Annotated in this window: 20 protein-coding genes; 16 read left to right on the top strand and 4 right to left on the bottom strand. The window is 59.7% G+C overall.

Features of this window, described 5'->3' with window-relative positions; all coding sequences use genetic code 11:
- Positions 1-46: 46 nt before the first annotated feature.
- Together AC4PS7_RS10445 and AC4PS7_RS10440 are read right to left on the bottom strand one after the other, a co-directional pair.
- Entirely contained in the window at positions 47-1,750 is a 1,704-nt protein-coding gene (locus tag AC4PS7_RS10445) for a sulfotransferase family protein (RefSeq protein ID WP_010208578.1), read from the bottom strand.
- A 185-nt stretch (positions 1,751-1,935) separates the two neighbouring features.
- A complete protein-coding gene (locus tag AC4PS7_RS10440; protein ID WP_029529069.1) occupies positions 1,936-2,907 on the bottom strand; it encodes a glycosyltransferase family 2 protein in 972 nt (323 codons plus the stop codon).
- Between the two features lie 595 nt (positions 2,908-3,502).
- Between AC4PS7_RS10440 and AC4PS7_RS10435 the strand changes: the two genes are divergently transcribed.
- Positions 3,503-4,891, top strand: a complete 1,389-nt coding sequence (locus AC4PS7_RS10435) for an FAD/NAD(P)-binding protein (RefSeq protein ID WP_021490910.1) — start codon at positions 3,503-3,505, stop codon at positions 4,889-4,891.
- Between the two features lie 53 nt (positions 4,892-4,944).
- On the opposite strand, the gene AC4PS7_RS10430 is transcribed toward AC4PS7_RS10435, so the two are convergent.
- The gene (locus tag AC4PS7_RS10430; RefSeq protein WP_042571897.1) at positions 4,945-5,805 is read right to left on the bottom strand and encodes a DMT family transporter; all 861 of its coding nucleotides are present in this window, start codon (positions 5,803-5,805) and stop codon (positions 4,945-4,947) included.
- A 406-nt stretch (positions 5,806-6,211) separates the two neighbouring features.
- Here AC4PS7_RS10430 and AC4PS7_RS10425 point away from each other — a divergent pair, with 406 nt between their 5' ends.
- A complete protein-coding gene (locus tag AC4PS7_RS10425; RefSeq protein WP_021490912.1) occupies positions 6,212-7,003 on the top strand; it encodes a CPBP family intramembrane glutamic endopeptidase in 792 nt (263 codons plus the stop codon).
- 73 nt (positions 7,004-7,076) lie between these two features.
- Positions 7,077-8,642, top strand: coding sequence for a methyl-accepting chemotaxis protein (locus AC4PS7_RS10420; protein ID WP_010208570.1), 1,566 nt, complete (start codon positions 7,077-7,079; stop codon positions 8,640-8,642).
- A gap of 84 nt (positions 8,643-8,726) precedes the next feature.
- On the opposite strand, the gene AC4PS7_RS10415 is transcribed toward AC4PS7_RS10420, so the two are convergent.
- On the bottom strand, positions 8,727-9,419 hold the full coding sequence (locus AC4PS7_RS10415) for an alpha/beta family hydrolase (protein ID WP_137205622.1): 693 nt from the start codon (positions 9,417-9,419) through the stop codon (positions 8,727-8,729).
- Between the two features lie 79 nt (positions 9,420-9,498).
- Here AC4PS7_RS10415 and ccoN (AC4PS7_RS10410) point away from each other — a divergent pair, with 79 nt between their 5' ends.
- From ccoN (AC4PS7_RS10410) to AC4PS7_RS10350, 13 genes are all read left to right on the top strand, one after another.
- Complete coding sequence (gene ccoN / locus AC4PS7_RS10410) at positions 9,499-10,923, top strand: cytochrome-c oxidase, cbb3-type subunit I (protein WP_021490914.1); 1,425 nt, start codon at positions 9,499-9,501, stop codon at positions 10,921-10,923.
- 10 nt (positions 10,924-10,933) lie between these two features.
- On the top strand, positions 10,934-11,542 hold the full coding sequence (gene ccoO, locus AC4PS7_RS10405; RefSeq protein WP_010208565.1) for a cytochrome-c oxidase, cbb3-type subunit II: 609 nt from the start codon (positions 10,934-10,936) through the stop codon (positions 11,540-11,542).
- A gap of 3 nt (positions 11,543-11,545) precedes the next feature.
- Positions 11,546-11,746: a cbb3-type cytochrome oxidase subunit 3 gene (locus AC4PS7_RS10400; protein WP_010208563.1), complete on the top strand. Its 201-nt coding sequence runs from the start codon at positions 11,546-11,548 to the stop codon at positions 11,744-11,746.
- Complete coding sequence (gene ccoP / locus AC4PS7_RS10395) at positions 11,743-12,690, top strand: cytochrome-c oxidase, cbb3-type subunit III (protein WP_042571900.1); 948 nt, start codon at positions 11,743-11,745, stop codon at positions 12,688-12,690. Before AC4PS7_RS10400 ends, ccoP (AC4PS7_RS10395) begins: the two co-directional genes overlap by 4 nt.
- 350 nt (positions 12,691-13,040) lie before the next feature.
- Positions 13,041-14,483, top strand: coding sequence for a cytochrome-c oxidase, cbb3-type subunit I (ccoN, locus tag AC4PS7_RS10390; protein ID WP_021490916.1), 1,443 nt, complete (start codon positions 13,041-13,043; stop codon positions 14,481-14,483).
- Positions 14,483-15,091, top strand: coding sequence for a cytochrome-c oxidase, cbb3-type subunit II (gene ccoO / locus AC4PS7_RS10385; protein WP_003193167.1), 609 nt, complete (start codon positions 14,483-14,485; stop codon positions 15,089-15,091). Before ccoN (AC4PS7_RS10390) ends, ccoO (AC4PS7_RS10385) begins: the two co-directional genes overlap by 1 nt.
- A gap of 6 nt (positions 15,092-15,097) precedes the next feature.
- A complete protein-coding gene (locus AC4PS7_RS10380) occupies positions 15,098-15,283 on the top strand; it encodes a CcoQ/FixQ family Cbb3-type cytochrome c oxidase assembly chaperone (RefSeq protein ID WP_003175465.1) in 186 nt (61 codons plus the stop codon).
- Positions 15,280-16,257, top strand: a complete 978-nt coding sequence (gene ccoP, locus AC4PS7_RS10375; protein ID WP_010208556.1) for a cytochrome-c oxidase, cbb3-type subunit III — start codon at positions 15,280-15,282, stop codon at positions 16,255-16,257. Before AC4PS7_RS10380 ends, ccoP (AC4PS7_RS10375) begins: the two co-directional genes overlap by 4 nt.
- 172 nt (positions 16,258-16,429) lie before the next feature.
- Positions 16,430-16,684 carry a type II toxin-antitoxin system Phd/YefM family antitoxin gene (locus AC4PS7_RS10370; protein ID WP_010208555.1) on the top strand — a complete coding sequence of 85 codons (255 nt, stop codon included), beginning with the start codon at positions 16,430-16,432 and terminating at the stop codon, positions 16,682-16,684.
- Positions 16,684-17,094 (top strand): type II toxin-antitoxin system VapC family toxin, encoded by a 411-nt coding sequence (locus AC4PS7_RS10365; RefSeq protein WP_042571902.1) that lies wholly within the window; start codon positions 16,684-16,686, stop codon positions 17,092-17,094. The genes AC4PS7_RS10370 and AC4PS7_RS10365 overlap by 1 nt, the downstream gene beginning before the upstream one ends.
- A gap of 207 nt (positions 17,095-17,301) precedes the next feature.
- Positions 17,302-18,729, top strand: a complete 1,428-nt coding sequence (gene ccoG / locus AC4PS7_RS10360) for a cytochrome c oxidase accessory protein CcoG (RefSeq protein WP_010208552.1) — start codon at positions 17,302-17,304, stop codon at positions 18,727-18,729.
- A gap of 16 nt (positions 18,730-18,745) precedes the next feature.
- Complete coding sequence (locus AC4PS7_RS10355; protein ID WP_010208551.1) at positions 18,746-19,285, top strand: FixH family protein; 540 nt, start codon at positions 18,746-18,748, stop codon at positions 19,283-19,285.
- A gap of 115 nt (positions 19,286-19,400) precedes the next feature.
- On the top strand, positions 19,401-21,851 hold the full coding sequence (locus AC4PS7_RS10350; protein ID WP_044287662.1) for a heavy metal translocating P-type ATPase: 2,451 nt from the start codon (positions 19,401-19,403) through the stop codon (positions 21,849-21,851).
- Positions 21,852-21,871: the final 20 nt, after the last annotated feature.

Genomic DNA, 21,871 nt, shown 5'->3' with positions numbered 1-21,871 from the left:
TATCAACTCACTACCACAACGGTTCTTTGACATAAGCCAAAGCCACCTACTTAATTTGAGGGTCCAGCGTCGCGTTTTGCAATGACTCCGCCACACCTACTGGCGTCATCTCTCTACGCGATACCAGTAAATATGCGCGTTCCAACGCGTCCTGTTGCTCCTGTACGATTCGTTCAGCGTGAGCCAGAGCATCCGAGGTTTGAATAAGCTGAGCATTGAGTTTCTGCATCTCTGCCAGACGCTCAAAAGCAAGTCTCTCTGCTTCCAGTAAGCCTGCTTGCATCGCATCTCTTTGCTGGAATGCCTGCTGTTGCTCAACGACGATGCCTTCGGCGCGGGAAAGCGCGGCACTCATTTCGATCAACTGAGCATCGAGCTTTTGTATATGTTCCAAACGTTCAATCGCGATCAACTCAGCCCCACGGAACAGAGTATAGGCGTCGTTTTGACGCTCGAGCGCAGCCTGTTGATCCGACACGATGTGCTCAGCACGGTCAAGCGCGGCACTGGTTTGACTCAATTGGGCATCAAGCCTATTTATGTGCTCCAAACGCTCAACCGCAAGTGTTTCGGCGTCGCGAAGACGGCAATCAAGCGCTTCTATTTGCGCTGATGCTTCTCGCTGAAATTGAGATTCAGCCAACGGCGAGTGCGCGCCCGTGGCCTGGTCGACAGGCTCGCTACCGAGCTGCTCGTTTGCACACTCAAGCGTCGACCGCTGTTCCAACACAATCAGTTCAGCGCGGGCCAGAGCATCACTGGTCTGAATAAGCTGAGTATCGAGTCTCTGCATCTCATCCAGACGTTCGACTGCCAATTTTTCAGCCATTGCCAATCCCTCACTCAAAGCAACAATTCGGGACTCTAAGGTCGAAAGCTGCCGATCATCCTTGTAAAACGCTTGTACTGACAAAAGTTTCGGGATGATATCACGCTGAAATTCAGATGTTATACGAATCCACTGAGCACTCTCTCGAAAGGCCCTGGGGGTCATGCCCTCCTCGATAGCACCATGCACAGCCTCATAAGCTCTCAGAACTAGCCCCGGGAGGCTCAGATGTCGGGCGTCCGAGCCATGGGATAATGTTGGTGCAATGAAGTCGCCGGCGAAGCGCTCAACGGTGTCTTGGGCGGGTGTCAACTTAAGCCAGCTCGCGACGTCTGAAAGAAAGTCGGCCGGTTGCAAAAGCAAATGATCGAATGCGAAAAATCGCATGTCTTCAGCGTTATCTAAGTATTCCAAGGCCCCAAGCAAATGTGTCATCCACAGCCAGGCCCCACGCTCAACGGAAATGCCATCACGTCGAGCCAGCGAATGCACTACCTCGGCTGGATGACGCACCACTAACATCAGCTGCGGCTTGACCTCCAACTGCGAGAACACTCTCCCCCAAAAAGGGGCCAACTGACACATCCGTGGGTCTTTGAATCCCCAGGCAGGCGCGTCGCCAAACAAACCTCGGACCAGCTCGACAGCTTCACCGACATATGCCTCCCATTGCCCTCCACTCCCCAACACTGGAGGCAAGGGGGAGTCCCAGCGGCAGTTCTGCAAGGCAAGCAGCCTGTTATTGAACTCGACAACCTGGCGCTCTTCGAAATACCCCTTGGGATTCCATTCGTCGCCTTGATACAAAGAACTTCCCATGCTCAGGCCGAGCTGCTCAAGCCCCGCAGCGATAGCGCTGGTGCCACTGCGATGCATCCCCAGAACGATCACTACATTTTTATTCGCGTCAACTGGATGCATTATCGAACACTCTAATATTGGCTAACTTGAAAACAGGGACCGGGACAGTTCTAGCACTCAAGTGCCTATCTATGATCGCAAAAGCAGAGCGTAGCGCCCTCGAAAATCACCGAAAATTGGCCGTCGCCAACGACGTGCTGACCAAAGCTCATCCGCTGAATGTGCGGATTTACGCTCGAGAGAATTCAGAGCTTCTTCATTATAGTTGCCAGCAGAAGCCCCAAATTCCCCAGCAGGGTTTGCCGGTAAAGTCCCGCCAACCAGACACCAGAGATTCTGCGAAAGACGGTCTGCGTCCGTGCTTGCTTGAAGCACTCAAGCGTCCCTTGATTTTGCTTGCACAAACGGTGTTGCATGGCATCGAGGGCCCGGATGTTCTGGTCATTCCATTCATGGAAACGCCCTTGAAAAACCATCCGCAATCGAACTAATCGTGCCGCCCAACCAGCATTACTACCAATCACATTCTCAGCATGCTGACGATATTTCATCTTAGGCTGCGGATCATAGTGAACACGTCCGCCTGCCCCCGAGATCAACTGATAAAGCCACCAGTCGTGAGCAGGCACACTCAGGTCGTAGCCCGCCTCGCACAACAGCGCACGAGCGGCTTTGTTGAAAACCATCGTGTTCCCCCCCGCAATACTCTGAACCAGTGCATTGCCAAAACCGGGAGCGAGTCGAAAACGCGGCGAATAGCCGAGATGCACGCCCGTTTCGCTGATCAACTGAGTACGACCGCAATAAAGCGCAGGCACATGGGTTGGCACGGTTCGCAACCACGCCAGCGCCACCTCCAGCTTGTCCTCGCTCCAGATGTCGTCTTGATCGGACCAGGCAAAGAAATCTGCATCATCCACTCGATAGGTCAACGAGAGGAAATTGGCAGCGTATCCTCTCTTAGGCCCCATCATTATTCCCAGGCGAGCATGACCCCAGCGGCGACCGTAGTCTTCCAACAGCGAAAGGGTTCCATCCTGAGAACCGTCGTCCGACACCATCAACGTCCAGTTGGAATGGGTCTGCCGTTCAAACGAGTCAAGCTGCTCTGCAAGGAATGCCTGGCCGTTGTACGTACACATCAATACGACAACTTTTGCTTCGCAAACATCGCTTGGTTGAAGACGAGAAGGACTATGCAATGTAGTAATAGACACAAATATCCCGCTGCAACGCACTTACTCGCCTGTAGGAATCTGCGGTATGTGCCCTAAGAAAGCTGGAATTATTGCAGTTATATTCAGAACGTACAATCTTGTATCACAACCAATGGTCGGGCGTAATAGTCAGGCCTGGCACGGCCCGGAAGGCTGCATGGCACACACCTTGAAGCTAGAGCGCCTGAAAGGTGAAAATCGCCGGCTTAACCCACCCAGAAATATCCATCGGGTTATTACTAAGACGTTACTCGTGAAAGAATTTTTGTGCTATGGGCTATATGACTAACTTGGCGCCAAGGAACAGTGACAGCATGGCCTGTAAGAAAGTTCACTAATTATAGCCAAGCACGTACTTAACTTTTGATCGATATGGCTCATTAACATCATTCGAGCTTCTGAGTTTTAATTCCCTATATAGCCGCACGCCCATTGACCCCTATCAATAAACGCTCGAGCCTACCCGTTGAGCACTGGAATGGTGCCGCCATCCGCGTCACTATGCGCTCATCGCTTGCAGGACCACCCGCCCTCAAAAAAAATTGGACGTCTCACGTTGTCAGGTGAGCCCCCCCCCATCCACACTGGAGCAAGGATGAAGACCCAGACCATCGCAATTATTGGTGCAGGCTTTTGCGGCTCGACGCTAGCAGTGCGTTTACTGCGTAATCCAACCGGCGCGCGACAGAAAATCCTGTTGATTAGCCGGCCTGGCGCAATTGCGCGTGGCATTGCCTATGGAACCCGCTCTTACGCGCATCTACTCAACGTCCCCGCGGGCAGAATGAACGCCCTGAGTGACGATGAAGACAGTTTCTATGCGTTCGCCAAGAACCATGATTCCAACATCACGTCCGGATCCTTTGTGCAAAGACGCCTTTACGGTGACTATTTGGAGTCATTGTTGAGCAACGCCTCGCAAAACGCAGCTAAAGGTTGCGAACTGCACAATGTCATCGGCGAGGTTGTTGAGGTGATACCCAACGCAGAGCGTGATGGGGCGCGCTTAATCATGAACAACGGCGATCATTTGGAGGTCGACAAGGTCGTCTTGAGTATCGGCAGCTGCGCCCGCCAAAAACCGTCCAGCGCAGCAGGGCACCAACTGTTTTACGCAAACCCGCGCTACATACATGACCCCTGGAAAGCCGACGCACTCAGCAATGTCGGCTCGGACGCCCCCATTTTTCTCATCGGTAGCGGACTGACGATGCTGGACGTCGTGCTTGACCTGCGTGACCGTGGGCATCAGGGAATGATTTATGCCGTATCTCGTCGAGGCCTCGCCCCACAACCTCATCGGGTGCTGAACGCACGCCCTTCTTATGATGAACACCTGTCCCGACGAATGTTAGACAACTGCACGATCCGTCACTATCTGCGCACAGTCCGTGACGCAATCATGCACCAAGCGCGTACCGGGGGGGACTGGAGGGACGTCATCGGCGGGCTCAGGTCAACCACGGCTCAACTATGGCATGCACTGCCCATTATCGAGCGACAGCGCTTTTTGCGTCATGTGCGCCCGTACTGGGATACTCATCGCCACCGTTGCGCCCCACAGCCAGGAGCACGCCTGCAGGCCGAGATCGCCAGAGGCAAACTCAAACTTTTTGCGGGACGGGTAACCGGCTACACCCCCAATGAAGATCATGTCAGTGTAAGTTTTCAACGCCGGGGCACCTGCATCCAGGAAAGCATTGAAGTCGGCGCAGTGATCAACTGTACGACACCGGCATTTGACCTGCGAGAATTGGACGACCCCTTACTGGAATCACTGCGAATCGGCGGCCTGCTGATTCCGGACGCACTTGGAACAAGCATGGCCATCGCCCCTTCCGGCGCTCTGGTAGGGTGTGACGGGACAGAATCAAGCTGGCTGTATTATGTCGGCCCCTTCCTCCAGGCACGTGACTGGGAAGCGACGGCCGTACCGGAATTACGCGAATACGTGAAATCCCTGTCCGAGACACTGAGCCAGTAGCCCCTCCGGCCCGGCCCTCCTGCGCCCACAACGACACAGGAGGGCACGCGTCCCTAACCTTTGCGAAACACAAACACCAACCCAACAATGATCAACCCCATCCCCAACACGCTCAGCATCGCGAGCCTGTTGCCAAAGATCAGGTAGTCCATCACCGCCGTCACCGCCGGTACCAGGTAAAACAGACTGGTGACGTTCACCAGGTTGCCCCGGGCGATCAGGCGGTACAGCAGTAGCGTTGCCAGCAACGATACCACCAGCCCCATCCACAGCACCGGCAGGTAAAAGCTGCTGCTGTATTCAAAGTGGAACGGCTGAAAGGGCACGAATACCGAACACAGCAGCAGCCCCGCCAGGTACTGCACCGGCAGCGTGCCCAAGGGGTTGTCGGTGATGCGCTTCTGCATGATCGAGCCGAAGGTCATGCTGGCCAGGGCCAACAGCCCGAACAGCATGCCTGCCAGGGACATGCCGGACAGACCGATGCCTTGATACACCACCATGATCAGCCCCGCCAACCCGAGGCCCAGCCCGAACACGCGGCGCAGCGAACGCTGGCGTTCCATCAGCACCACGGTGAGGATCGGCTGTACGCCCATGATGGTTGCCATCACGCCGGGGGTGACGCTCAGGTCCAGGGCCAACAGATAGAAAATCTGGTAGGCCCCCAATAACACCAACCCCGTCGCCGCTGCGTACAACAGCGGCTTGCCGGGGCGCGGCAGTTTCAGCTTGAGGATCGGTATCAGCACCACCAGGCCCGCGAGAGCGATGGCAAAGCGGATGAGCAGAAACGCGAAGGGGGACGCGTGGGCCAGGCCCCATTTGGAGAAGATCGCCCCGCTGCTCCACAGCAGGACAAACAGGCTCGTCGAGGCCGCCGCGGCCACGGATTGTTTCGAAAGAACAGACATGGTTACCACCTGTAATCAGGCAAAAAAGCCGACTCAGCAAAAGCTGAAGTTCAAGGTTTTTTCAGGCGGGCAGACGGGAACAGCAATCAGCTGATCAGCCCGAAATACCAACACCCGGCGGTGATACGACTGCGTACACCGGCGTGCTGCTGACAGGTGGGGGGTAGTGACTGATCTGCACAGGCTGCTTTTCTCCGCACGGCTCGACTGCAGCGTTGACCGCTGAATCGACTACTGCTGTGCGCTGGAGAGCTGACATGGGCTGATCTTGTGTGAAGGGATGAAGAGACTCGGACTATAACCAGCCGTTGATAGGTTTTGCAATCACCCTGAATGGCGGAGTTTTCATGTGGGCCCTGTGAGATGGCTCGCTATAATGCCGCCCAGATTTTTCCAAGGACTCCCCATGATCGCATTGCCCTGGCTGTACCTGGCGCTTCTTTCCATCGGCTATCTGCTGGCCTTGATCTACGGGCAGCTGGGGGCGCTGGCGGGCGTGTCCGTCGCCCTGCTGCTGATCGCCGCCTACGCCGTACGCCAGCAACGCACGCCGTGGGCGCGCTACCTGGGTCACGGGCTGTTTATCGTATTGGCCCTGGGCCTGGCGATGCACTGGTTGCCGGGTTTCTACAACGGACGTGGTATTGCTCCGCAACGCCTTACCGACGATGCCGTGCCCTTCTCGATGTACCTGAACCAGGACAAACCGCTGATTGGCTTCTGGCTGCTGCTGGCCTGCCCGTGGATTGTGGCGCGGCGTTCGCTGCGCTTATCGATCTGCGTGGCCGCCCTCGCCTTGACGCTCACCGCCATCGCAGCCTTGGGCGGCGCCGCCTTGCTGGGGATGATCACCTGGGCGCCGAAATGGCCGGAACAGGCCTGGTTATGGGTGCTGAATAATTTGCTGCTGGTGACTCTTGTCGAAGAAGCGCTGTTTCGTGGTTATGTCCAAGGCGGCTTGAGCAGGCGCTTCAAGCACCTGCCCTATGGAGAAAACCTCGCGTTGCTGCTGGCATCCCTGCTATTTGGCCTGGTGCACTTTGGGGCAGGCTGGCATTGGGTACTGCTGGCGAGCATTGCAGGCGTCGGTTATGGCCTCGCTTATCGCTTTGGCGGACTGGGTGCAGCCATTGCCACGCACTTTGGCCTGAATCTGCTTCACTTCGGGTTGTTTACCTACCCGATGCTGGCCAGCTGATTATTACAAAATTAAGCTAAATAAAAGCCCGCTGCGGCCGACAACCCTTGAAAGCCTTGCGGATTGAACAATCATGCGTAATAACCAACCCGTTACCCAGCGCGAACGTACCTTCCCCGCTCAGCAACGGTTGATCTCCACCACAGATGCCAAAGGCGTGATCACCTACTGCAACGACGCTTTCGTCGAGATCAGTGGGTTCTCCCGCGACGAACTGGTGCGTGCCCCGCACAACCTGGTGCGTCACCCGGATGTGCCGCCGGCGGTGTTCGCGCACATGTGGTCCACGCTCAAACAAGGCTTGCCATGGATGGGCATCGTCAAGAACCGCTGCAAGACCGGTGATCATTACTGGGTTAACGCCTACGTGACGCCCGTTTTCGAAGGCAATCAGGTGGTCGGCTACGAATCGGTGCGCATCAAGCCCACCGCCGAGCAGATCCGCCGTGCCGAAGCGCTCTACCACCGCATCAACCAGGGCAAGTCGGCGATCCCCCAACGGGACAAGTGGCTGCCGGTGTTGCAGGACTGGCTGCCGTTTATCCTGGTGAGCCAATTGAGCTTCATGATTGGTGCGTCGCTGAACTCCCACTGGGGCTTTGCCCTGGCGGCGGGGTTGTCGGTGCCGTTGGGCCTGCTGGGCCTGAGTTGGCAACAGCGCGGCCTCAAACGCTTGCTGCGCCTGGCTGAGCAGACCACGTCCGACCCGTTGATCGCGCAGATGTACACCGACAGCCGTGGCGCCCAGGCGCGTCTGGAAATGTCGATCCTCAGCCAGGAGGCACGTCTGAAGACTTGCCTGACGCGCTTGCAGGACACCGCCGAACACCTCAACGACCAAGCCGCGCAGTCCAACACCCTGGCGCATAACAGCTCCAGTGGCCTGGAACGCCAGCGCGTCGAGACCGAACAGGTGGCGACCGCAGTCAATCAGATGGCAGCCACCACGCAGGAAGTCGCCAGCCACGTGCAGCGTACCGCCGATGCGACCCAGGAGGCTAACCGCCTGACCGGTCGCGGCCGCGATATCGCCGGGGAAACCCGCGAGGCGATCCAGCGTCTGTCAGTGGCCGTGGGCGAGACCGGTGTGACCGTCACCCAACTGGCCAAGGACAGCGATGAAATCGGCGGCGTGGTCGATGTGATCAAAGGCATTGCCGACCAGACCAACCTGCTGGCACTCAACGCCGCCATCGAAGCGGCCCGTGCCGGCGAGATGGGCCGTGGTTTTGCGGTCGTCGCCGACGAAGTCCGTCAACTGGCACAGCGCACCGCTGAATCAACCGGGCAGATCCATGCCTTGATCGCCAAGCTGCAGCAGACCGCTGCCGCCGCCGTGCAAACCATGGACGCCGGGCATCGCCAGGCCGAAGAAGGCGTGGCGCGGGTGATGGAGGCCGATCAGGCGTTGGTGGGCATCAGTGAAGCGGTGGCGCATATCACCGACATGACTACCCAGATCGCGGCAGCGACCGAAGAGCAAAGCTCGGTGGCAGAAGAGATCAGCCGTAATATCAGTACGATTGCGCTGTTGGCGGACCAGACGTCGGAACAGGCGATGAACTCGGCGCAGTTGAGTGAAGAGCTGACCCATACGGCGAATACCCAGTATTCGCTGGTGGAGCGGTTTAACCGGTAGACCGCTTTCGCGAGCAAGGCCGCTCCCACATGTTGATGTGTGAATGCATTCAAATGTGGGAGCGGGCTTGCTCGCGAAGGGTCCCTAACAGGCGCCGAGAAACTCAGCGACCTTCGCCGCTGCAGCCGCCAAATGCTGCTCATGCGTAAACCCCGAGGCCTTCAACGGCTTCAAATCATGATCCCCCGCCACCAACCACATCACCTCGATGCTCGGCGATAACACATACCCCTCCACCGTCGCCCGATTCCCCAGGGCATCGCGCTCGCCCTGCACAATCAAGGTCGGCGTCTTCAACCCAGCCAGATGCTCAGTGCGTGGTTTCTCCGGTTTACCCGGCGCATAGAACGGATACCCGAGGCACACCAACCCATCGGCGCCCACTTCATCAGCCAACAAACTGGCCATGCGCCCGCCCATGGACTTGCCGCCAATGGCCAGTGTCCCAGCGACATGACGTCGCACCTCGGCCGCCACCTCGCGCCAGGCTTCCAGCAGTTTCGGTGCCGGGTTCGGCGGGCGCTTGCCGCCGTCGACACGGCGTTGAGCCATGTAGGGAAACTCGAAGCGCAACACGCTGACCCCATGCCCGGCAAGGCGTGCAGCCATGTCGTTCATGAAGGATGAGTCCATCGGTGCACCAGCGCCGTGGGCCAGGATCAGCGTCACAGGTTCACGTCCCGCAACCGTCGACGCGACATCCCACAACCAGCCGTGTTCCCGCACACACTGCGCCCATTGATCCCCGTCAATACTGGCCTTGTGCTCTTTGCCCATGCTTGCCTCGCTATTCAGTCTGCCTATAACTCCAGCCCAAGTGCCGCACTTGCTTGGGTTGAACCGTGGATGGGGAACCATGAACACTACTTTAAGTACCGCCTATAACTACAAGGTGGTCCGCCAATTCGCCATTATGACGGTGGTGTGGGGCATCGTCGGCATGGGGCTCGGGGTTTTTCTCGCCGCCCAATTGGTCTGGCCTGCACTCAACTTCGACTTGCCTTGGACCAGCTTCGGCCGCCTGCGCCCGTTGCACACCAACGCGGTGATCTTCGCCTTCGGCGGCTGCGCGCTATTCGCCAGCTCTTTCTACTCGGTGCAACGCACCTGCCAAACCCGGCTGTTCGCGCCGAAGATCGCCGCGTTCTGCTTCTGGGGCTGGCAGTTGGTCATCCTGTTGGCCGCGATCAGCTTGCCGCTGGGCTACACCAGTTCCAAGGAATACGCCGAGCTGGAATGGCCGATCGACATCCTCATCACCATCGTCTGGGTGGCCTACGCCATCGTGTTCTTCGGCACGGTGATGAAGCGCAACACCAAGCACATCTACGTCGGCAACTGGTTCTTCGGTGCGTTCATCATCACCGTGGCGATCCTGCATATCGTCAACAACCTGGAAATCCCGGTCAGCCTGACCAAGTCCTACTCCCTCTACGGCGGTGCGACGGATGCCATGGTGCAGTGGTGGTATGGGCATAACGCGGTAGGCTTTTTCCTCACCGCCGGCTTCCTCGGCATGATGTATTACTTCGTGCCCAAGCAGGCCGAGCGTCCGGTGTATTCCTATCGCTTGTCCATTGTGCACTTCTGGGCGCTGATCACCCTGTACATCTGGGCCGGCCCACACCACTTGCACTACACCGCGTTGCCTGACTGGGCACAGTCCCTGGGCATGGTGATGTCGCTGGTGCTGCTGGCACCGAGCTGGGGCGGCATGATCAACGGCATGATGACCTTGTCGGGTGCCTGGCATAAATTGCGCAGCGACCCGATCCTGCGCTTCCTTGTCGTCTCCCTGGCCTTCTACGGCATGTCGACGTTCGAAGGCCCGATGATGGCGATCAAGACCGTCAACGCCCTCTCCCACTACACCGACTGGACCATCGGCCACGTACACGCTGGCGCCCTCGGTTGGGTGGCGATGATCTCCATCGGCGCGCTGTACCACATGATCCCGAAAGTCTTCGGCCGCGAGCAGATGTACAGCCTAGGCCTGATCAACGCGCACTTCTGGCTGGCCACCATCGGCACCGTGCTCTACATCGCCTCGATGTGGGTCAACGGCATCGCCCAGGGCCTGATGTGGCGTGCAATCAACGAAGACGGCACCTTGACCTACTCCTTCGTCGAAACCCTGGTGGCCAGCCACCCTGGTTTCATCGTGCGGCTGGTGGGCGGTGCGGTGTTCCTCTGCGGCATGTTCCTGATGGCTTACAACACCTGGCGCACCGTGCGTTCGGCGCAGCCCGTCGAAGCCACCACCACTGCGCAGCTGGCCTGAGGAGTCTGTGATGAAACACGAAACGATTGAAAAGAACGTCGGCCTGCTGATGCTGCTCATGGTGCTGGCCGTGAGCATCGGCGGCCTGACCCAGATCGTCCCGCTGTTCTTCCAGGACGTCACCAATAAACCGGTGGAAGGCATGAAGCCCTACACCGCGCTGCAATTGGAAGGCCGTGACATCTACATCCGCGAAGGCTGCGTACAGTGCCACTCGCAGATGATCCGCCCGTTCCGCGCCGAGACCGAACGCTATGGCCACTACTCGGTGGCGGGCGAAAGCGTGTGGGACCACCCGTTCCTGTGGGGCTCCAAGCGCACCGGCCCGGACCTGGCACGCGTCGGCGCCCGCTACTCGGACGACTGGCACCGCGCGCACTTGTACAACCCGCGCAACGTGGTGCCCGAGTCGAAAATGCCGGCCTACCCGTGGCTGGTCACCGCCGCCGTCGACAGCAGCCACACCGAGACCAAGTTGAACGTGATGCGCACCCTCGGCGTGCCGTACACCGACGACGACATCAATGGTGCCGTGGCCAGCCTCAAGGGCAAGACTGAGATGGACGCACTGGTCTCGTACCTGCAAGTGCTCGGCACTGCCATCAAGAGCAAGAGGTGAGCCATGGGATTTGAATTCGATGCGGGCACCATCCGCGGCCTCGGCACGCTGGTGGTTGCTATCGCCTTTATCGGCCTGTCGTTGTGGGTGTTCAACAACCGGCGCAATGCGGAATTCGAGCAGGCGCGCCTGCTGCCCTTCGCCGATGAACCTTCTCCATCCGACGCTCAAGAAGAGCCTGCAATAAGGAGCACTCGGCCATGACCCTATTCTGGAGTACATGGATCTGCGTACTGACCCTCGGCAGCCTGATCGGCCTGACCTGGCTTTTGGTCGGCACCCGCAAGGGCGAGACCAAGGGCAGCGTCGACCAGACCATGGGCCACGCCTTCGACGGTATCGAGGAATACGACAACCCGCTGCCCCAGTGGTGGTTCATGCTGTTCGCCGGCACCCTGGTGTTTGCGGTCGGCTACCTGATCCTCTACCCGGGCCTGGGCAACTGGAAAGGCGTGTTGCCAGGCTATCAAGACGGCTGGACCCAGACCAAGGAATGGGACAAGGAAATGGCCAAGGCCGACGCCAAGTTCGGGCCGATCTTCGCCAAGTTCTCGGCCATGCCCGTGGAAGAAGTCGCCAAAGACCCGCAAGCGCTGAAAATGGGCGGTCGCCTGTTTGCCTCCAACTGCGCGGTGTGCCACGGCTCGGACGCCAAGGGCGCGTTTGGTTTCCCGAACCTGGCGGACAACATCTGGCGCTGGGGCGGTTCGGCCGAGGCGATCAAGACCACCATCCTGAACGGCCGTCATGCGGCGATGCCGGCCTGGGGTGACATGCTCGGCGATGAAGGTGTGAAAAACGTCGCTGCCTATGTGCGTCACGACGTGGCCAAGCTGCCCCTGCCGGCTGACAGCACTGCCGACCTGGCGGCTGGCCAAACGGCGTTCAACACCACCTGTGTTGCCTGCCACGGTCCGGAAGGCCACGGCATGGAAGCCATGGGTGCGCCCGACCTGACCAAACCGGCCGGCTACATCTATGGCACCAGCCTCGCGCAGTTGCAGCAGACCATCCGTCACGGCCGCCAAGGCCAGATGCCGGCGCAGGAAGTGCTGCAAGGCAATGACAAGGTGCACCTGTTGGCCGCCTACGTTTACAGCCTGTCCCACAACGCTGATGGCGCAACGCCAGAAAGCCAGACCGAGTAACCCCTGAACTGCCGCCCCACCATGGGGCGGCAGCTCGACTTCGCACGCGACCAAGTGTCACACCCTTCCAAAGCCCACCTTTCCCCCCCTCACTTTCGGGTCTACGCTTGTTCCCAAAGCGGACCAATCCTGGCGTACGCGACGGCATTCGTTGCGACCCCAAAATTTTCCTGTCCACTCGATCAGCTTTTGATTTCGAATTTTGTCCTTACGCCAAACATGGAAAGGGCGCAGAATCTGGCGTGGAACGCATTGATACAGGTCAGCCATTGCGTTGCAATGGCCCCTCGCTTTCTACATACTTGCGGCCGATTTTACCTATAAAAAAACCTAAACCGTGGAACCTTAGAATGAGCACAGCAATCAGTCCGACTGCTTATAACTATAAGGTAGTCCGCCAGTTCGCCATCATGACGGTGGTCTGGGGGATCCTTGGCATGGGGCTCGGGGTGTTCATCGCCTCGCAACTGGTTTGGCCGGAATTGAATTTCGGTTTGCCATGGACAACCTTTGGCCGCCTGCGCCCGCTGCACACCAACCTGGTGATCTTCGCCTTCGGCGGATGTGCATTGTTTGCCACCTCCTACTATGTCGTGCAGCGAACCTGCCAGACGCGACTGATCTCCGACAGCCTCGCGGCCTTCACCTTCTGGGGTTGGCAAGCGGTCATCGTCGGCGCCATCGTCACCCTGCCGCTGGGGTACACCACCACCAAGGAATACGCCGAGCTGGAATGGCCCATCGCCATTTTGCTCGCCATCGTGTGGGTGACCTATGCCGTGGTGTTCTTCGGCACCATCGTCAAGCGCAAGACCAAGCACATCTATGTGGGCAACTGGTTCTACGGCGCGTTCATCCTGGTGACGGCGATGCTGCACATCGTCAACCACGCCTCGTTGCCGGTCAGCCTGTTCAAGTCCTACTCGGCCTACGCTGGGGCCACGGATGCGATGATCCAGTGGTGGTACGGCCACAACGCCGTAGGTTTCTTCCTCACCACCGGTTTCCTGGGGATGATGTACTACTTCGTGCCGAAACAGGCCGAACGTCCTATTTACTCGTATCGCTTGTCCATCGTGCACTTCTGGGCGCTGATCACCCTGTACATCTGGGCCGGTCCGCACCACTTGCACTACACCGCACTGCCGGATTGGGCGCAGTCGCTGGGCATGGCGATGTCGATCATCCTGCTGGCGCCGAGCTGGGGCGGCATGATCAACGGCATGATGACCCTGTCGGGCGCGTGGCATAAATTGCGCACCGATCCGATCCTGCGCTTCCTCGTGGTATCGCTGGCCTTCTACGGCATGTCGACCTTCGAAGGGCCGATGATGGCGATCAAGACCGTCAACTCACTGTCCCACTACACCGACTGGACCATCGGCCACGTACACGCCGGCGCTCTCGGCTGGGTGGCGATGATCTCCATCGGTGCGATCTACCACATGATCCCCAGACTGTTCGGCCGCGTGCAGATGCACAGCGTCGCGCTGATCAACACCCACTTCTGGCTGGCCACCATCGGCACCGTGCTCTATATCGCCTCGATGTGGGTCAACGGCATCACCCAAGGCCTGATGTGGCGTGCGATCAACGATGACGGCACCCTCACCTACTCCTTCGTCGAAGCGCTGCAAGCCAGCCACCCGGGCTACATCGTCCGCGCCCTGGGCGGTGCGTTCTTTGCCGCCGGCATGCTGTTCATGGCCTACAACGTCTGGCGCACCGTGCGTGCCTCCGACCCTGCAGAAGCCGAAGCCGCCGCCAAGATCGCCGTTGTGGGAGCTCACTGATGAAGCATGAAGTAGTCGAGAAGAATATCGGCCTGCTGGCCTTCTTCATGGTCATCGCCGTGAGTATCGGCGGCCTGACCCAGATCGTTCCGCTGTTCTTCCAGGACGTGACCAACAAGCCGGTCGAAGGCATGAAGCCGCGCACCGCCCTTGAACTGGAAGGCCGCGACGTCTACATCGCCAACGGGTGTGTCGGCTGCCACTCGCAGATGATCCGCCCGTTCCGCGCCGAAACCGAACGCTACGGCCACTACTCGGTCGCCGGCGAAAGCGTGTGGGACCACCCGTTCCTGTGGGGTTCCAAGCGCACCGGCCCGGACCTGGCCCGTGTCGGTGGGCGTTACTCCGATGACTGGCAGCGCGCGCACTTGTACAACCCGCGCAACGTGGTGCCTGAATCGAAAATGCCGGCGTACCCGTTCCTCGTGGAAAACAAGCTCGACGGCAAGGACACCGCGAAGAAGATGGAAGTCTTGCGCACCCTGGGCGTGCCCTACACCGACGAAGACATCGCCGGTGCAGCCGCAGCCGTAAAGGGCAAGACCGAAATGGACGCACTGGTGGCCTACCTGCAAGGCCTGGGCACCATCATCAAAAGCAAACGGTGATTCTTCATGGATATCGGGATGATTCGTGGCCTGGGCACCGTTGTGGTGATGGTGGCCTTTATCGGCCTGGCGTTGTGGGTGTTCAGCCCCAAGCGCAAGTCGGAGTTTGAAGACGCGACCTTGCTGCCCTTTGCGGATGATCCCGAAGCCATCAAGCACGTCGAGCAAGCTTCTAGGAGTAACAAAGAATGACTACGTTCTGGAGTCTGTACGTCACAGTCCTCAGTCTGGGTACCATCTTCGCCCTGACCTGGCTGCTGCTGTCGACCCGCAAGGGCCAGCGCGCCGAGCAAACCGACGAGACCGTCGGCCACTCGTTCGACGGCATCGAGGAGTACGACAACCCCCTGCCCAAGTGGTGGTTCATGCTGTTCGTCGGCACCATCATCTTCGCCCTCGGCTACCTGGCGCTGTACCCCGGCCTGGGTAACTGGAAGGGCCTGCTGCCGGGCTACAGCTACCTCGACAACGACAAGCAAACCCCCTTCGCCAACGGCCAGACCGGCTGGACCGGCGTGCACGAATGGGAAAAGGAAATGGCCAAGTCGGACGCCAAGTTCGGCCCGATCTTCGCCAAATTCGCGTCGATGCCGATTGAAGAAGTCGCCAAGGACCCACAAGCCTTGAAGATGGGCGGCCGCCTGTTCGCCTCCAACTGCTCGGTGTGCCACGGTTCCGACGCCAAGGGTGCCTATGGCTTCCCCAACCTGACCGATGCCGACTGGCGCTGGGGGGGCGAGCCGGCCACCATCAAGGAAACCATCATGAAAGGCCGCCATGCGGTGATGCCGGCCTGGCTGGATATCCTCAAGGAGCAAGGCGTCAGTGATGTGGCGGCATTCGTCGTCACCAACCTCGACGGCCGCAAGCTGCCCGAAGGCGTGAAAGCCGATGTGGCCAACGGCGAGAAACTCTTCGCCGCCAACTGCGTGGCCTGCCACGGTCCTGCCGGCAAAGGCACCCCTGCCATGGGCGCGCCCGACCTGACCCATCCGGGCGCGTTCATCTACGGTTCGAGCTTTGCTCAACTGCAACAAACCATCCGCTGGGGCCGCCAGGGCCAGATGCCTGCTCAGGAGCAACTGCAAGGCAACGACAAAGTGCACTTGCTGGCAGCGTATGTGTACAGCTTGTCCCATGGGGATAAGAAGGCTGAAGAGCAGTAACCACTCGAAAAGACCAAAGCCCCGTGCAGCGCAAGCTGGCGGGGCTTTGGTCTTTCTGGCTCCCAGAAGCTGTCCAAATTGGAGCACATGACCGTTTGTAGCCTCCGACTTGCCGCCGTCGACTTCCAAGTAGTAACGTAACTACATGAAGTCTGACGGAGGGGGCCACCTCATGACCATCACAACCATTTCCAGCCGCGAATTCAACCAAGACACAAGTGGTGCCAAAAAAGCCGCCCGCCAGGGGCCGGTTTTTATCACCGATCGCGGCAAGCCTGCCCATGTACTGCTAAGTATTGAGGACTACCAGAAACTGACAGGGCTCAATGCCGATATCGTTGATCTGCTAGTGATGCCGGAAGCGGCCGATATCGACTTCGAAACCGAACGTGCCGTGATCACTCATCGACCCGTGGACCTCTCTTGATGTATCTGCTCGACACCAACGTTATCTCCGAACTGCGTAAACCCCACGCCGATGCAAAGGTGGTCGCCTGGGCCAAAAGTGTGATCGCTCCACGCATGTTTATTTCAGCGATTACGCTGAAAGAATTGGAAACCGGGGTCTTGCGTGTTGAGCGCCGAGACCCGGCACAAGGGAAGGTGCTGAGAACCTGGCTCAAGCGCCATGTAATGCCCGCTTTTGATGCCAGGATTCTGCCGGTGGATGCTGCGGTTGCACTGCGCTGTGCACATCTGCATGTTCCTGACCGGGCCAATGAAAGCGATGCACTGATCGCCGCTACTGCTCTAGTACATGGGTTAACCGTCGTTACGCGCAATGTCAGTGATTTCAAATCCAGCGGCGTTTCACTGATTAACCCATGGGACGAATGACCGCCCTACCCGCAAAAACCGTCCATACTTGCCAAGTCAATTGATCCAGATCACGTACACCATCAATTGATTTTCCCCAACGCGACCAAAGGTCGCACCCCTGACATACCCTCAGGGGCGTATCATCAGGCCACTGCAACACCCTTAATTTGACCCCGGTTGGCACGTACTGGCCGAGGCAAATCTCCACCGCCGTGGGATGCAATGATGAGCAACCAGATACCGGTACATGACGTTACCCCGCCTGCCAAACACACAAACGGTTCCGACAGTAAAACCGTCGACCTCTACGCCTCGCGAGAGAAAATCTACACCCGTGCCTTCACCGGCCTGTTCCGCAATCTGCGCATGCTCGGTGGTGCCGGTCTGTTCCTGCTCTACTTCGGCACCGTGTGGCTGAACTGGGGTGGCCACCAGGCCGTGTGGTGGAACCTGCCGGAGCGTAAGTTCTTTATTTTTGGCGCGACCTTCTGGCCCCAGGACTTCATCCTGCTCTCGGGCATTCTTATCGTCGCGGCGTTTGGCCTGTTCTTTATCACGGTGTATGCCGGTCGTGTGTGGTGCGGCTACACCTGTCCGCAAAGCGTGTGGACGTGGATCTTCATGTGGTGTGAAAAGGTCACCGAAGGCGACCGCAACCAGCGCATCAAGCTCGATAAAGCACCGATGGGTGCCAACAAATTCCTGCGCAAGTTCAGCAAACACACGCTGTGGCTGCTGATCGGTTTTGTCACCGGCATGACCTTTGTCGGCTATTTCTCGCCGATCCGCGAACTGGTGTTCGACTTCTTTACCGGCCAGGCCGATGGCTGGTCGTATTTCTGGGTGGGGTTCTTCACCCTCGCCACCTATGGCAACGCCGGCTGGCTGCGCGAACAGGTGTGCATCTACATGTGCCCGTATGCACGCTTCCAGAGCGTGATGTTCGACAAGGACACCCTGATCGTTTCCTACGATCCACGCCGTGGCGAACTGCGTGGCCCGCGCAAAAAAGGGGTCGACTACAAGGCCCAGGGCCTCGGCGATTGCATCGATTGCACGATGTGCGTGCAGGTGTGCCCCACCGGCATCGACATTCGCGACGGGCTGCAGATCGAGTGCATCGGCTGCGCCGCGTGTATCGACGCCTGCGACAACATCATGGATAAGATGGAGTACCCGCGCGGCCTGATCAGCTACACCACCGAGCACAACCTGTCGGGGCAGAAAACCCACAAGCTGCGCCCGCGCCTGATCGGTTATGCACTGGTGCTGCTGGCGATGATCAGCCTGTTGGTGGCGGCGTTCTTCATGCGCTCTTTGGTGGGTTTCGACGTGAGCAAGGACCGTGTGCTGTATCGCGAAAACGCCGAAGGCCGCATCGAAAACGTCTACAGCCTGAAGATCATGAACAAGGATCAGCGCGACCACACCTACGTGCTCGACGCCGCCGGCCTGCCGGACCTCAAGCTGCAAGGCCGCCGCGAAATCAAGGTGGCTGCCGGTGATATCGTCAGCATGCCGGTCGAGCTGTCGAGTGCGCCGGAACAATTGCCGTCGAGCACCAACGAGGTGAAATTCATCCTCACCGATGCCGATGACGCCAGCGTCCACATTGAAGCCAAGAGCCGATTCATCGGCCCGCAAGTTCGTTAATCAAGAGAACCGAACAATGTCCGTAGCAACTGCCGCAAGCCCCTGGTACAAGCACCTCTGGCCCTGGATCATCATTGCCATCCTGGCCTGCTCGGTGACGCTGACCCTATCCATGGTGACCATCGCAGTGAACAACCCGGACAACCTGGTCAACGACAACTACTACGAGGCCGGCAAAGGCATCAACCGCTCCCTGGACCGCGAACTGCTGGCCCAGACCCTGCAACTGCGCGCCAAGGTGCACCTGGATGAGCTGACCGGTGAAGTCGAGGTGAACCTCACCGGCAACAGCAACCCGACTACCCTGGAATTGAACCTGATTTCTCCGACCCAGCCGGAGAAGGATCGCAAGATCAACCTGGCCCGCAGCGCCAGCGAGCCTGGCCGCTACATCGGCCAAGTCACCGACAAGGTCGAAGGCCGTCGCTTCGTCGAGTTGCTCGGCGTGGAAGGCGACCGCACCTGGCGCATGTTCGAAGAAGAACAGGTCAGCCACGACAAGGACTTGCTGTTGGGCGATGAACCGTTGCAGGGTGCCGAAGACCTGAAGAAGTAACGAACCTGCGCTTCGCGCATCGCGGGCAAGCCCGCTCCCACATTGGATCGCGGTCCCCTGTGGGCGCCGGGCTTGCCCGCGATGAGGCCCTCACAGCCGACTAAGATCCATAACCATGACCAGCCCGATCCCCTGCTACCACTGCGCCCTGCCCGTCCCGCCCGGCAGCCGCTTCACCGCAGTGATCCTCGGCGAACGCCGCGAACTCTGCTGCCCCGGCTGCCAGGCAGTGGCCGAAGCGATTGTCGCCGGCGGCCTGGAAAGCTACTACCAGCACCGTAGCGAAGCCTCGGCCAACCCTGAGGCATTGCCGGTGCAACTGGTGGACGAGCTGGCGCTGTATGACCGCGCCGATGTGCAAAAACCTTTCGTGCGCCACGAAGGCGAACTGGCCGAAGCCACCTTGTTGATGGAAGGCATCAGCTGCGCGGCCTGCGGCTGGCTGATCGAAAAACACCTGCGCAGCCTGCCCGCCGTGGCCGAGGCGCGGTTGAACCTGTCCAACCATCGACTGCAGGTGCGCTGGGCCGACGGGCAACTGCCGCTGAGCCAGCTGCTCAGCGAATTGCGCCATATCGGCTACGCTGCCCACCCCTATCAGCCGGACCGCGCCGCCGAGCAACTGGCCAGCGAAAACCGCCTGGCCTTGCGCCAATTGGGCGTGGCGGGTCTGCTGTGGTTCCAGGCGATGATGGCAACCATGGCCACCTGGCCGGAATTCAATATAGACCTCAGCCCGGAGCTGCACGTGATCCTGCGCTGGGTGGCGATGTTTCTTACAACACCCATCGTGTTCTACAGCTGCGCACCGTTTTTCAAGGGGGCTATGCGCGACTTGCGCACCCGCCACCTGACCATGGACGTTTCGGTGTCACTGGCCATCGGCGGTGCTTATTTGGCGGGGATCTGGACCGCGATCACCGGCGTGGGTGAGTTGTACTTCGACGCGGTGGGCATGTTCGCGCTGTTTCTGCTGGCCGGTCGCTACCTTGAGCGCCGCGCCCGTGAACGCACGGCCGCGGCCACCGCGCAGTTGGTCAACTTGCTGCCCGCGTCGTGCCTGCGGCTCAAGGCCGACGGCCAGAGCGAACGCATCTTGCTGCCCGAACTGGCGCTGGGCGATCGTGTGTTGGTGCATCCGGGCGCCGTGCTGCCAGCGGATGGCGTGATTCTGGAAGGCCAATCGAGCATTGATGAATCCCTACTAACCGGCGAGTACCTGCCGCAACCCCGCCAGGCTGGCGACGCGGTCACGGCAGGCACGCTCAATGTCGAAGGCGCGCTGACCGTCGAAGTGCGCGCCTTGGGCCACGACACCCGCCTGTCCGCCATCGTGCGCCTGCTGGAACGGGCCCAGGCGGAGAAACCGCGCCTGGCGCAAATCGCCGACCGCGCCGCGCAGTGGTTCCTGTTGTGTTCGCTGATGGCCGCCGCGCTGATCGGCCTGCTGTGGTGGGAGCTGGACGCGTCGCGGGCGTTCTGGATTGTGCTGGCAATGCTGGTGGCGACCTGCCCTTGCGCACTGTCCCTGGCCACCCCCACCGCCCTCACCGCCGCCACCGGCACCTTGCACAAACTCGGCCTGCTGTTGACCCGAGGCCATGTGCTGGAAGGGTTGAACCAGATCGACACGGTGATTTTCGACAAGACCGGCACCCTGACCGAAGGGCGCCTGGCATTAAGGGCCATCCGGCCCCTCGGCCCCCTGAGCACCGACCTGTGCCTGAGCCTCGCCGCCGCCCTGGAAAACCGTTCCGAACACCCGATTGCCCGCGCCTTTGGGCGAGCGCCACTGGCCGCTGATGAGGTCATCAGTTCGCCAGGGCTGGGCCTGGAAGGGCGCGTCGGCGAGCGCGTATTGCGCATTGGCCAACCCGGTTTTGTGTGTGAACTCAGTGGTTGCCCGATTCCTGCCGAACCGCAAGTGTCGGGCCAGTGGCTACTGCTGGGCGACCGCGAAGGCGCCCTGGCCTGGTTCGTGCTCGACGACCGCCTGCGCAGCGACGCCCCTGCATTGCTGGCCGCGTGCAAGGCGCGCGGCTGGCGCACACTGTTGTTGTCCGGAGACAGCTCGCCGATGGTCGCCAGTGTCGCTGCTGAGCTGGGTATCGATGAGGCCCACGGCGGCCTGCGCCCCGATGACAAGCTGCAAGTCCTGCAACAACTGCACAAGGAAGGCCGCAAGGTGCTGATGCTCGGCGATGGGGTCAACGATGTACCGGTGCTTGCCGCCGCCGACATCAGCGTGGCAATGGGCACGGCCACCGACCTGGCCAAGACCAGCGCCGATGCCGTGCTGCTGTCCAACCGCCTGGACGCCTTGGTACAAGCCTTCACCCTGGCGCGGCGCACCCGTAGGGTGATCATTGAAAACCTGCTGTGGGCCGGGCTGTACAATGGCCTTATGCTGCCGTTTGCCGCCCTGGGTTGGATCACCCCGATCTGGGCGGCCGTGGGCATGTCCCTCAGTTCGTTGACCGTGGTGCTCAACGCCCTGCGCCTGACTCGCCTGCCGAGCGCGCCGGCGACCCGAGCCCCCTCAGTAACCCGCCCGCTGCCGGTGTGAGCCGAGCGGACATGGAGTGC

Source organism: Pseudomonas sp. DW-iso3, from assembly GCF_058725305.1.
The sequence above is the reverse complement of the archived record's forward strand: the minus strand, read 5'-3'. Positions and strand labels throughout refer to the sequence as shown.